Annotated in this window: 9 protein-coding genes and 1 pseudogene; all 10 read left to right on the top strand. The window is 70.8% G+C overall.

The features are described from left to right. Positions 1 to 196: pseudogene (locus tag ADY59_RS52025) on the top strand (rod shape-determining protein MreD); the annotation flags it as partial. Next, the gene (mrdA, locus tag ADY59_RS42945; RefSeq protein WP_049575743.1) at positions 193 to 2,238 is read left to right on the top strand and encodes a penicillin-binding protein 2; all 2,046 of its coding nucleotides are present in this window, start codon (positions 193 to 195) and stop codon (positions 2,236 to 2,238) included. The pseudogene ADY59_RS52025 and the gene mrdA, both read left to right, overlap by 4 nt. Continuing rightward, positions 2,235 to 3,395 carry a rod shape-determining protein RodA gene (gene rodA / locus ADY59_RS42940; protein WP_053175700.1) on the top strand — a complete coding sequence of 387 codons (1,161 nt, stop codon included), beginning with the start codon at positions 2,235 to 2,237 and terminating at the stop codon, positions 3,393 to 3,395. The genes mrdA and rodA overlap by 4 nt, the downstream gene beginning before the upstream one ends. Positions 3,396 to 3,436: 41 nt before the next feature. Next, a complete protein-coding gene (locus ADY59_RS42935) occupies positions 3,437 to 5,347 on the top strand; it encodes a TIGR03960 family B12-binding radical SAM protein (RefSeq protein ID WP_049575740.1) in 1,911 nt (636 codons plus the stop codon). Positions 5,348 to 5,498: 151 nt separating this feature from the next. Continuing rightward, positions 5,499 to 6,281, top strand: a complete 783-nt coding sequence (locus tag ADY59_RS42930; RefSeq protein WP_049575737.1) for a TIGR03936 family radical SAM-associated protein — start codon at positions 5,499 to 5,501, stop codon at positions 6,279 to 6,281. A 135-nt stretch (positions 6,282 to 6,416) separates the two neighbouring features. Then, positions 6,417 to 9,317, top strand: coding sequence for an Rne/Rng family ribonuclease (locus ADY59_RS42925; RefSeq protein WP_049575735.1), 2,901 nt, complete (start codon positions 6,417 to 6,419; stop codon positions 9,315 to 9,317). A 215-nt stretch (positions 9,318 to 9,532) separates the two neighbouring features. After that, a complete protein-coding gene (rplU, locus tag ADY59_RS42920) occupies positions 9,533 to 9,835 on the top strand; it encodes a 50S ribosomal protein L21 (protein WP_049575732.1) in 303 nt (100 codons plus the stop codon). Positions 9,836 to 9,850: 15 nt separating this feature from the next. Next, positions 9,851 to 10,108 carry a 50S ribosomal protein L27 gene (gene rpmA, locus ADY59_RS42915; protein ID WP_049575729.1) on the top strand — a complete coding sequence of 86 codons (258 nt, stop codon included), beginning with the start codon at positions 9,851 to 9,853 and terminating at the stop codon, positions 10,106 to 10,108. A 102-nt stretch (positions 10,109 to 10,210) separates the two neighbouring features. Next, complete coding sequence (gene obgE, locus ADY59_RS42910; RefSeq protein ID WP_049575726.1) at positions 10,211 to 11,563, top strand: GTPase ObgE; 1,353 nt, start codon at positions 10,211 to 10,213, stop codon at positions 11,561 to 11,563. A 431-nt stretch (positions 11,564 to 11,994) separates the two neighbouring features. Further along, positions 11,995 to 12,471, top strand: coding sequence for a hypothetical protein (locus tag ADY59_RS42905; protein ID WP_156326092.1), 477 nt, complete (start codon positions 11,995 to 11,997; stop codon positions 12,469 to 12,471). Positions 12,472 to 12,744 lie beyond the last annotated feature (273 nt).

Below are 12,744 nucleotides of genomic sequence, written 5' to 3'. Positions count from 1 at the left end.
GGTCACCACCGTGGCGCTGTGCGTGGTGCTCGCGCCGCTGATGGCGGCCGCGGTGGGCGGGCTGATGTCCGACCCGAGGGTGACGATCTCCACGCTGACCGAACAGGTTCCCGTGACCGTCGCCTACACAATGCTCGCCGCACCCGTGGTGATCTGGCTGGCGACCCGCGGCAAGCGGCAGAGGTATGAGATATGAGCCGGATGCGCACCCGGCTGGTCGTGATCCAGGTGCTGGTGGTGTGCCTGCTCGCGGCGCTGGCCGTCCGCCTGTGGCAGGTCCAGGTCGTACGCGGTCCGGAGCTCGTCCATCGGGCGACCGAGACCCGGACCCGCACGGTGATCGTGCCGGCGGTGCGGGGGCAGATCCTCGACGCCTCCGGGCGGCCGCTGGTGCGCAACAAGACCTCGCTGGTCGTCTCCGTGGACCGCACCGGCCTGGTCGGGATGCGCGACGGCGGGATGAAGGTGCTCACCAAGCTGTCGGAGGTGCTCAGCCGGCCCGTCGCCGAGCTGCGCAGGCGCATCACGCCGTGCGGTCCCGGCGTGTCCAAACCGTGCTGGACAGGATCGCCGTACCAGCCGGTCCCGCTGGACGAGAAGGTCGACACGCGTGAGGCGCTGCAGATCCTGGAGCGCCAGGAGGAGTTCCCCGGGGTCACGGCGGAGATCCACGCGGTCCGCGAGTACCCGGGCGGCAGGGCGGGCGCGCAGATGCTCGGCTACCTGTCGCCGGTGACGGAGGCGGAGCTGGAGAAGCGGGTCGGCCTGAAGGCCGCCTTCTCCGGCGTGGACCTGGCCGGGCGCGACGGGCTGGAGTACATCTACGACGAGGACCTGCGCGGCAAGGCCGGGCTGCGACGGGTGCAGGTCGACCGGATGGGCAAGGCGCTCGGCGTGGAGAAGCAGGTCGAGCCCGTCAGTGGGCACCACCTGGTCACCAGCATCGACGCGCGCATCCAGGCGGTGACGGAGAAGGCGCTGCAGGACGCGATGAAGGCGGCGCCCGGCGCTGACGGGGGCGCGGCTGTGGTGCTCGACCCGAAGACGGGACGGGTGCTGGCGCTGTCCAGCGCACCCGGTTACGACCCGGCGGTGTGGGCGGGCGGCATCTCCGCGAACATGTACAAGCATCTGTTGTCGGAGAAGTCCGGCAAGCCGCTGGTGTCGCGGGCGATCAACGGGCAGTTCGCGCCCGGCTCGACGTTCAAGGTGTCGTCGGTGGCCTCGATGCTGCGCGCCGGATACCCGCTGAACGGCAAGTACAGCTGCCCCGGGTCGGTCACGGTGGGCGGCCGGGCGTTCAACAACTTCCGGGGCATCCCGCTGGGCACGCTCAGCCTGCACCTGGCGCTGGTCAAGTCGTGCGACACGATCTTCTACCGGGCGGCGTACGAGCAGTACCTGCGCGATGGCGGGCGCACGCCCAGGAAGACGGTCAAGGAGGTGTTCGCCAACACGGCCCGGGGGTTCGGGTTCGGCGCGCCGACCGGGATCGACCTGCCGGGCGAGTCGGCCGGGCGCATCCCCGACCGCAGGTGGAAGAAGGAGATGTGGGCGCTGACCAGCGCCACCAACTGCAAGCGGGCCCAGACCGGCTACCCGGAGGTCAAGGACGGGGCGCGGGCGGCCTTCCTCAAGCGGCTGGCGCACGAGAACTGCAGCGAGGGGTTCGTGCTGCGCCCCGGTGACTCGGCCAACTTCTCCATCGGGCAGGGCGACGTGCTGGTGACGCCGTTGCAGCTGGCCAGGGCGTACGCGGCGCTGGTCTCCGACGGCAAGGTGCGCAGCCCGCGCATCGGGTGGGCGCTGGTGCGGCCCGACGGCAAGGTCGTCAAGACGATCCCGGTGCCGGTGGTGGGCAAGCTCCCGGTCACTGAGAAGGAGCGCCTCTACATCAAGAACGCGCTCAGCCAGGTCGCCTCCGACGGCACCGCGGCCGGGGCGTTCGCCGGCTTCCCGATGGACAAGGTGCGCATCGGCGGCAAGACCGGTACGGCGGAGGTGTGGGGCAAGAAGGACACCTCCTGGTTCGCCTCGTTCGCCCCCACGCAGAACCCGCGCTTCGTCGTCGTGGCCATGGTGTCGCAGGGCGGCATGGGTTCGCAGACCGCGGCGCCCGCGGTCCGGCAGATCTACGAGGGCATCTTCGGCATCAAGCGCCCGGCGGCGCTGCCCGGCGGCAAGCCCGTGTCCCGGCTGCCCAAGTTCGCGCCCGACGGGACGGTGATCAGGCAATGAGCGCGCTGGCGCACGGACGGCGCTCGTTCGCCAGACGGGTCCTCGGCGCCGAATCGCCGGTGTGGCGGCTCGACGGGGTGCTGGTGGTGGCGGTGCTCGCCCTGTCGGTGATCGGGACGCTGCTGGTCTGGTCGTCCACCCGCACCTGGGCGCCCGGGTCGACCGGGCTGCTGAAGAAGCACCTGCTGAACGAGTCGATCGGGCTGGTGCTCTGCGCCGTGGTCGCCTCGGTGGACCATCGGGCGGTTCGCGCATATGCGCCCGTGCTGTTCCTGCTCTCGCTGATCGGGCTGGGGCTGGTGCTGTCGCCGCTGGGGGCGACGATCAACGGCTCGCACTCGTGGATCCTGCTGGGCGGCGGGTTCGCGGTGCAGCCGTCGGAGTTCGCCAAGGTCGGGCTGCTGCTCATCACCGCGATGCTGCTGGCGCAGCCCGCCGAGGGCCGAGACCGGCCGCGCCCGCTCGACATCGCGCTCGCCCTGCTGGCCGCCGCGCTGACGCTGGTGCTGGTCATGCTGCAGCCGGACCTGGGCACCGCGCTGGTGCTGGCCGCCATCACCGCGTCCGCGCTGGTGATCTCCGGGGTGCGCAAACGGCTGATCGCGCTGCTGGTGCTCGTCGGGGCGGCCGGGGTGTTCAGCGTGTTCTACTTCCAGATGCTGGAGGACTACCAGGTCGCCCGGTTCACCGCGTTCGTCGATCCGAACGTCGACCCGCGCGGCGTGGGCTACAACAGCACCCAGTCGCTCATCGCGATCGGCTCCGGGCAACTGTTCGGCAAGGGGCTGCTCGGGGGCGGGCAGACCACCGGCCGGTTCGTGCCGGAGCAGCACACCGACTTCATCTTCACGGTGGCGGGTGAGGAGTTCGGGTTCCTCGGGTCGGTCACCGTCGTGCTGCTGCTCGGCGTGGTGCTGCTGCGCGGGCTGAAGATCGCCCGGCAGTGCGAGGACCGGTTCGGGACGCTGGTCGCGGGCACGGTCGTGTGCTGGTTCGCCTTCCAGACGTTCGTGAACGTGGGCATGACGATCGGGATCATGCCGATCACCGGGCTGCCGCTGCCGTTCGTCTCCTACGGCGGCACCGCCACCTTCGCCAACCTGACCGCCGTGGGGATGCTGCTGTCGATCCGGTCGCGGCAGCGGCCGTACGCGTAGGGCGTCCCGGCCACGGCACGGGTTTCGCTACCCTGGGTGTCATGCCTGTCGAGTCGATTTTTCCCCGCCTGGAAGCGCTGCTGCCCAAGGTGCAGAAGCCGATCCAGTATGTCGGGGGTGAGCTCAACTCGACGGTGAAGGACTGGGACTCCGCCGACGTGCGCTGGGCGCTGATGTATCCCGACGCGTACGAGGTCGGGCTGCCCAACCAGGGCGTGGCGATCCTCTACGAGATCCTCAACGAGCTGCCCGCCACGCTGGCCGAGCGCACCTACGCGGTCTGGCCCGACCTGGAGGCGCTCATGCGCGCCGAGGGCGTGCCGCAGTTCACCGTCGACGCCCACCGGCCGGTGCGTGCCTTCGACGTGCTCGGCCTGTCGTTCTCCACCGAGCTCGGCTACACCAACATGCTGACGGCGCTCGACCTGGCCGGGATTCCGCTGGTCGCGGCCGACCGGGGCGACGACGATCCGATCGTGCTGGCCGGCGGGCACGCGGCGTTCAACCCCGAGCCGATCGCCGACTTCCTCGACGCGGCCGTGCTGGGCGACGGCGAGCAGATCGCGATCGCCATCTCGGAGGTCATCCGGGAGTGGAAGGCCGAGGGCAGGCCGGGCGGCCGGGACGAGCTGCTGATGCGGCTGGCCGAGTCCGGCGGCGTCTATGTCCCGAAATTTTATGACGTCGACTATCACCCCGACGGCCGCATCAAGCGGGTCGCCCCCAACCGTCCCGACGTGCCGTGGCGGGTGCACAAGCACACGGTCATGGACCTCGACGAGTGGCCCTACCCGAAGAAGCCGCTGGTCCCGCTGGCCGAGACCGTGCACGAGCGGTTCAGCGTGGAGATCTTCCGGGGCTGCACCCGGGGCTGCCGGTTCTGCCAGGCGGGCATGATCACCCGTCCGGTGCGCGAGCGCTCGATCACCACGATCGGCGCCATGGTCGACAACGGCATCAAGGAGTCCGGCTTCAACGAGGTCGGCCTGCTGTCGCTGTCGTCCGCCGACCACAGCGAGATCGGCGCCGTGGCCAAGGGCCTGGCCGACCGCTACGAGGGCACCAACACCTCGCTGTCGCTGCCCTCGACCCGGGTCGACGCCTTCAACATCGACCTGGCCAACGAGTTCTCCCGCAACGGCCGGCGCTCCGGCCTCACCTTCGCCCCGGAGGGCGGCTCCGAGCGCCTGCGCAAGGTGATCAACAAGATGGTCACCGAGGAAGACCTCATCCGCACCGTCACCGCCGCCTACTCCCAGGGGTGGCGGCAGGTGAAGCTCTACTTCATGTGCGGGCTGCCCACCGAGACCGACGAGGACGTGCTCGGCATCGCCGACCTGGCCAAGAAGGTCATCCAGGCGGGCCGCGAGGCCACCGGCTCGCGCGACATCCGGTGCACCGTGTCCATCGGGGGCTTCGTGCCCAAGCCGCACACCCCGTTCCAGTGGGCCGGGCAGGCCGACCACGAGACCGTCGACCGGCGGCTCAAGGCGCTGCGCGACTCGCTCAGGGGCGACAAGCAGTACGGCAGGGCCATCGGCTTCCGCTACCACGACGGCAAGCCGTCCATCGTGGAGGGGCTGCTCTCGCGCGGCGACCGGCGGATCGGCGCCGTCATCCGCGCCGTGTGGGAAGACGGCGGGCGCTTCGACGGCTGGAGCGAGCACTTCTCCTACGAGCGCTGGATGGCCGCCGCCGCCAAGGCCGGCATCGACGTCGACTGGTACACGGTGCGCGAGCGCGAGGAGAACGAGGTCCTGCCCTGGGACCATCTCGACGCGGGCCTCGATCGCGAATGGCTCTGGCAGGACTGGCAGGAGGCCGTCTCCGGCGGCGAGGTCGAGGACTGCCGCTGGACCCCCTGCTACGACTGCGGCGTCTGCCCGACCATGGGGACCGAGATTCAGGTCGGTCCGACAGGTAAGAAACTCCTTCCCCTCACGGTGCTCTAGCCGCTCTCGGTGGCCGCCCGGTGTCTCGCCGTACATGATCCTGAGACGTGCAGCCTTCCGGGCGGCTTATCCTGAGGAGAAGGAACTCTGACAAGGGAAGGACGACAAGGCTCTGAAACCTGTTCCCGATGGGCCTCCGCCCGCGCCAACGGTGCAGCGCCTGCGTGTGCGCTACGCCAAGCGCGGACGCCTGCGCTTCACCAGTCACCGCGACATCTCGCGGGCCGTCGAACGTGCGGTCCGCCGTGCCGGCATTCCGGTGGCCTTCAGCGCGGGTTTCTCGCCTCATCCGAAGATCTCCTACGCGGGAGCGGCGCCGACCGGCGTCGCCAGCGAAGCCGAATACCTCGAGATCGGCGTCACGACGCCGTGCGATCCGCAACAGGTCAAGAACGACCTCGACAGATCGCTGCCGCCGGGCCTTGACGTGCTCGACGTCGTCGAGGCGGCGCCCGGCGCGCTGGCCGACCGGCTGGAGGTCTCGGAGTGGGAGGTGCGGCTGCCCGGTGCCGATCGCGAGCTCGCCGTGGTGGCGGCGGAGAAGTTCCTCGCGGCGGGAACCGTGGAGGTCGAGCGCCTCACCAAGAAGGGGCCGCGTCGCTTCGACGCGCGCGAGGCCGTGCTGAGGCTCACGGCGCTGAGCGCCACCGGCTCTGACGGAACAGACAGAACTGCAGCTCAGGTGGCTGGACAGTCGTGTGTCATACTGCGCATGGTTGTTCGGCACGTGACTCCTGCCGTTCGACCCGACGATGTGCTCACAGGGCTGCGCCTTGTGGCCGACTTCGCGCCGCCGGTTCCCCCCGAGGTGACCAGGCTGGCGCAGGGGCCGCTGGACGTACGCACCGGTGCGCTTGCCGACCCGCTCGACCTGGACCGCGAGACTACGCGCGGCGGCGAGGCGGGACCGGCGGGTGAGCACGTCGCCGGTTAAGGAAGCGCCCTGCCGGGCGCTGCCGCTGACAGGACTTGGCGCCATGCCCCCGAGAGGGGGCGTGGCGGACAACGAGACACGAGAGCTCCTGCGCGGCGCGGCGACGCGCCCGGGGGCTGACGGGAGAGCGCCCGCATGCTCGACGAGAACGAGCCCAACGCCGGGGCCCATGGCCCTGACGGGGAGACAACAGAACAGACCAAGGTGACGAAGCGCCGCTCGGCGAGCCGCCCGGCCGGGCCTCCGCCCGAGCTGCCGGAAGCGCCGGCCACCGCGCCGATCACCGTCGCGGCCGCCCAGGCGGCCCCCTCGGTGGCGGAGGGGCGTCCCCTTCCGAGCACCGCGGCCCAGCGTGCCGCCGGCCGGCCCGAGGAACTCATCGCTCCGCAGCGGACCACGGCCGAGGTGACCAGCCCGGCCGAGGCCGCCGTGACGCCGGCCGTCGGGGAGACGGCCGGGGAGCCGGTCGGGGAGGGCGTCGAGGAGGTCAAGCCCAAGAGGGCGACGCGGACCCGGTCGACCGCCACGACGACGCGCCGCCGTACGACCAAGAAGGCCGCGGAGGCGGCCGAAGCCGCCGAGACCGGTGCCGAGGGTGCCGTGACGGCTCCTGAGAGCGCCGTGACGGGCGCTGAGGGTGCCGTGACGGGCGCGGAGAGTGGCGTGGCGGCCCCCGAGGGCGCCGACGTCACCGCGGCGCCCGAGGCGGCGGAGGAGGCGCCCGTCAAGCGCCGCCGCTCGCGCAAGAAGGCCGAGCCGGAGGAGCCCGTCGTGGCCGCTCCCGCCGAGGCCGAGGCCGAGGCCGTCGCCGAGGCGGTCGAGCCGCAGGCGGGGCGCGCCGGCGCGGACGAGGACATCCTGGAGATCCTGCCCGAGGACGAGCCGCTCGACGACGAGCCCGCCGGCGAGGACCTGGACGAGGAGGAGGGCAGGCCGAGCCTGCTCGCCGACCCGTTCGGGCTGACGGCGCGGCAGGAGGACCGGCCGGGCGCCGCGTTCCAGCGGCCGGCCGCGATCTTCGCGCCGCTGTTCCAGGCGCCCGACCCGTCGCAGGCCAAGCCGGTGCGGCCGGAGCCGCAGCCCCAGCCCGCCGTGGAGGCGAGCGAGGAGGCCGAGGACGAGGCCGTCGCCGAGGACGAGGGCGACGACACCTCCGATGAGCAGGAGGAGGAAGGCGCCGGCCGTCGCCGCCGCCGCCGCAGGGGTGGCCGCGGGCGCGGCAAGTCCCGCGAGCGCGACGAGGCCGACGACGGCGAGGAAGGCGAGGAGGAAGGCGACGAGGAGCAGGGCGAGGAGCCTCAGGAAGAGGCCTCCAGCTCGCGCCGCCGCCGTCGCCGCCGCCGCCGGGGCACCGACGACGAGGCCGGCGAGGCCACGCCTGACGACCCGCCCAACACGGTCGTGCGCATCCGCGCGCCCCGCTCGGGCCGCTCGGCCGCGCACGACACCTCCGCCGACGGCGTGCAGAGCGTACGCGGCTCCACCAGGCTCGAGGCCAAGAAGCAGCGCCGCCGGGAGGGCCGTGAGCTCGGCCGCAGGCGCCCGCCGATCATCACCGAGTCGGAGTTCCTGGCCCGCCGCGAGTCCGTCGACCGGATGATGGTCGTGCGCCGCCAGGGCGACCGCACGCAGATCGCGGTGCTGGAGGACGGCGTCCTCGTCGAGCACTACGTCAACCGCGAGGCCAGCCAGTCCTACGTCGGCAACGTCTACCTCGGCAAGGTCCAGAACGTGCTGCCGTCGATGGAGGCCGCCTTCGTCGACATCGGCAAGGGCCGCAACGCCGTGCTGTACGCCGGCGAGGTGAACTTCGACACCGCCGGGCTGGAGGGCCAGCCGAAGCGGATCGAGTCGGCGCTGAAGTCCGGCCAGTCGGTGCTGGTGCAGGTCACCAAGGACCCGATCGGCCACAAGGGCGCCCGGCTGACGTCGCAGATCAGCCTTCCCGGGCGTTACCTGGTGTACGTGCCGGACGGGTCGATGACCGGCATCAGCCGCAAGCTGCCCGACAAGGAGCGCACCCGGCTCAAGAGCATCCTGAAGAAGGTCATGCCGGAGAACGCCGGCGTGATCGTGCGCACGGCCGCGGAAGGCGCCTCCGAGGACGAGCTGGCCCGCGACGTGGCCCGGCTGTCCGCCCAGTGGGAGAACATCCGGAAGAAGACCAAGTCGGCCAGCCCGCCCGAGCTGCTCTCGGCCGAGCCCGACCTGACCGTCCGGGTCGTCCGCGACGTCTTCAACGAGGACTTCACCTCGCTGGTCGTGCAGGGCGAGGAGGCGTGGCAGACGGTCGACGAGTACGTCAAGTACGTCGCGCCGCACCTGGGTGAGCGCCTGTCGAAGTGGGACGTCGAGCAGGGCGACGTGTTCGAGTCGTACCGGATCGACGAGCAGCTCGGCAAGGCGATGGAGCGCAAGGTGTGGCTGCCCAGCGGAGGCTCGCTGGTGATCGACCGCACCGAGGCGATGACCGTCGTCGACGTCAACACCGGCAAGTTCACCGGCCAGGGCGGCAACCTCGAGGAGACCGTCACCCGCAACAACCTGGAGGCGGCCGAGGAGATCGTCCGCCAGCTCAGGCTGCGTGACATCGGCGGCATCATCGTCATCGACTTCATCGACATGGTGCTGGAGTCCAACCGTGACCTGGTGCTGCGGCGGATGCTGGAGTGCCTGGCGCGCGACAGGACCAAGCACCAGGTCGCCGAGGTGACGTCGCTGGGCCTGGTGCAGATGACCCGTAAGCGGGTCGGTCAGGGCCTCCTGGAGGCGTTCTCGACGCCGTGCGACTGCTGCAACGGGCGTGGCCTCATCGTCTCCACGGAGCCGGTCGAGAGCAAGTCCGAGCCGCGGGGCACCCAGGGCAAGATGGCGGTGGAGAAGGCGGTCTCGGACAAGGTGTCCGCGGCCAAGGACTCCGCTGGTCGTGATACCGTGACCGGTGCGCTTGAAGACGTCCCGTCCGAGGACGACCAGGCAGGACAGACTTCCGGCAGGGGGCGGCGACGCTCCCGCCGAGCCAAGTCTGCCGACTAGTTCGGTGGGCTTCCGATGAATCGTCCGGTTCGCCTAGGGGCCCGGTAATCCGGTACCCTAGTCAACCGGTGCGTCAGGTGACGTGCCCTGTTGGCGCGCCCCCCGGTTCGTCGGTTCCGGATGAGCCGAATGACGGGCGCAGCATTCGGAGTCAGCGGCCGCCCCACTCGGGGTGGCCGAGGATCGCAACAGTGAGTCAGTAGAAGGGTTCCGCGGTGTACGCGATCGTTCGTTGCGGCGGCAGGCAGCAGAAGGTCTCCGTCGGTGACGTCCTCGAGGTGGACAAGGTCGCCGGCGAGGTCGGCTCTTCGGTTTCGCTGCCGACGGTGCTCGTCGTCAACGACGGCGATGTGACCACGGAGGCGGGCAAGTTCACGGTGAGCGCCGAGATTCTCGGTGAGACCAAGGGCCCCAAGATCCGCATCCTCAAGTACAAGAACAAGACCGGTTACAAGAAGCGCCAGGGTCACCGTCAGCGGTACACCCAGGTGAAGATCACCGGTATCGACCAGGCCTGATCGGGAGTTTGAGAGATGGCACACAAGAAGGGCGCGTCGTCCACCCGGAACGGCCGTGACTCCAACGCTCAGCGCCTGGGCGTCAAGCGCTTCGGCGGCCAGCTGGTCAACGCGGGCGAGATCATCGTCCGTCAGCGTGGCACCCACTTCCACCCCGGCGACAACGTCGGCCGTGGTGGCGATGACACGCTGTTCGCGCTGGCCGCGGGTCACGTGCAGTTCGGCACCAAGCGCGGTCGCCGCGCGGTGAGCATCGTCCCGGTCGCGGAGTAAATCTCCAGCGCCACGGGTTGTACGAAGGGGTGGATCGTCTTCCGGTCCACCCCTTCTTGCTGTTTGTGAGACGCCCGTGAGGGCTGATGGAGGAGAAGCTGGATGCCGGACTTCGTGGACCAGGTGGTCCTGCACGTCAGTGCCGGTGACGGAGGGAACGGCTGCGCCTCCATCCACCGGGAGAAGTTCAAACCGCTGGGCGGCCCCGACGGGGGCAACGGCGGGCGCGGCGGCGACGTGATCCTGGAAGTCGATCCCAGCACCGCCACGCTGCTCGACTACCACCGCCGGCCGCACCGCAAGGCCGACAGCGGCAAGCAGGGGCAGGGCTCCAACCGCGACGGCGCCAACGGCGGCGACGTGATCCTGCCCGTGCCCAACGGCACCGTGGTCAAGGACGCCTCGACCGGCGAGGTGCTCATCGACCTGGTCGGCACCGGCACCCGCTACGTGATCGCCCAGGGCGGGCACGGCGGGCTCGGCAACGCGGCGCTGGCCAGCACCAAGCGCAAGGCCCCCGGGTTCGCGCTGCTCGGCGAGCCCGGCGACGCGCTCGACGTGATGCTGGAGCTCAAGAGCGTCGCCGACGTGGCGCTCGTCGGGTTCCCCAGCGCCGGCAAGTCGTCGCTGATCGCGGCACTGAGCGCGGCCAAGCCGAAGATCGCCGACTACCCGTTCACCACGCTGATCCCCAACCTGGGCGTGGTCACCGCCGGGGAGACCGTGTTCACCGTCGCGGACGTGCCCGGGCTGATCCCCGGCGCCTCCGAGGGCAAGGGGCTCGGGCACGAGTTCCTGCGCCACGTCGAGCGGTGCGACATGCTCGTGCACGTCATCGACTGCGCCACGATGGAGCCGGGACGCGACCCGATCACCGACTACGAGGTGATCGAGGCCGAGCTGCAGGCGTACGGGAAGCTGGAAGGGCGGCCGCGCATGGTCGTGCTCAACAAGGCCGACGTGCCCGACGCCCGTGAGCTGGCCGAGCTGGTCCGGCCCGAGTTCGAGGAGCGGGGGCTGCGGGTGTTCACCGTGTCCGCCGCCACGCACGACGGGCTGCGCGAGCTCACGTACGCGATGGGCGAGTGGGTGGCCGCCGCCCGGGCCAACAAGCCGGTCGAGGAGCCGACGCGGCTGGTCATCAGGCCCAAGCAGCTCGGCGACACCGGGTTCAAGGTGCGCCGGGTCAACGAAAACCTGTTCCAGGTCACCGGTGAGAAGCCGGAGCGGTGGATCAGGCAGACCGACTTCAGCAACGACGAGGCCGTCGGCTTCCTGGCCGACCGGCTGGAGCGGCTCGGCGTGGAGGACGAGCTGGTCAAGGCCGGCGCCACCGCCGGGGCCGAGGTGGTGATCGGGCCGATGGAGGGCGGCTACGTCTTCGACTGGCAGCCGACGCTCAACGCCGAAGCCGTCCGTCAGGGGCCGCGCGGCACCGACAACCGGCTGGGATGATCTGCCGGGGCCGAGCCGCTACCCTCTGAGGGGACGCCCCCTCGCGAGGAGCGCGGTCCCTTCGGGAGAGGTGCTGTCCCTTCCGAGGGGGCGTCTCTTCCTGCGGTACGGCTCGGCGTACCCTGGCCTGCAGCCGGGCGGCACCCCTCTCGGGGGCACGGCGCCCTCTTCCGGCGTGGCGTACGACCCGCCGGGGCGCCCCACCTCCCAAGGGTCACACGACCCGCTCACCGCGAGGCATCACCCCCCCGAGGGGTAGCCGGCCTTCCTTCCGGGGCGGTTACGCCGTGAGGGCGGCCTTTTCCCCTGAGAGCCTGCTGGCAAAGGGATTCGGTGCCGAGTTCGAGTCAGGGAAGACTCCCCCTCGTGGGGGAGCCGGTTGACCCTCTCGGGGGAGGGCCGGGAGCCGGAGCATTGGCATGGTGAACGGTATGAAGGCCCTTTGGAGCGGTATCGCTGCGCTTACCCCCTACATCCTGATGAAGAGTTACTGGGCGTTCGGCGGGAGCGCCGGGCGGCCCGCTGCCGATCTTCCTGCCGAGATGCGCGCCAACGGGGCTCCGGAGGCTCTGGTATGGATGGAGCAGCACGGGATCGACTTCACGGTGCTCGGCGCCGTTGGCGGGATCGTGCTACTGGCGGCGCTCGCCCGCCCCTGGGGTGAACGGCTGCCGCCCTTGGCTCTGCTCGCCCCGGGCTGGGCCGGTGCTGTCGTTCTCACCCCTTACGGTGTCGCCACCCTGGTCGCTTCCGCCGTCGGTTTCACGGTCGGCGACGCCGAGGGCTGGTCTCCCTGGGTCGGTTACGTGGGCGGACTCGCCTTCGCTGGCCTGGGCCTCTCCCTTGCCTTCTGTGCCCGCTCCTACCAGCGCCGCACCCGCCGTCCCCTCACCCCGGCGGCCTCCTGACTCGAACTCGACACCGAACCCCTTTGTCAGCAGGGCTCTGAGTGGCAGCTTGCCCTCCGAGGGGTGGCCAGCTTTCCTTGCGGGGCGGTTGGGCCAGGAGCGGGCTACCAGCTCCTGGCCCAACCGCCCCAAGAGCGAGTCGCCCTCCGGGAGCGCATCCCCCCGCGAGTGCGTCGCCCTCCGGGAGCGCGTCGCCCTCGGGGGGTGCGTTCCCGGAGGGCGACGCACTCGCGGGGGGATGCGCTCCCGGAGGGCGACTCGCTCTTGGGGCGG

The organism is Nonomuraea sp. SBT364 (assembly GCF_001083785.1).
Lineage (GTDB): Bacteria > Actinomycetota > Actinomycetes > Streptosporangiales > Streptosporangiaceae > Nonomuraea.
This window is presented reverse-complemented; position numbering and strand designations above follow the sequence as displayed.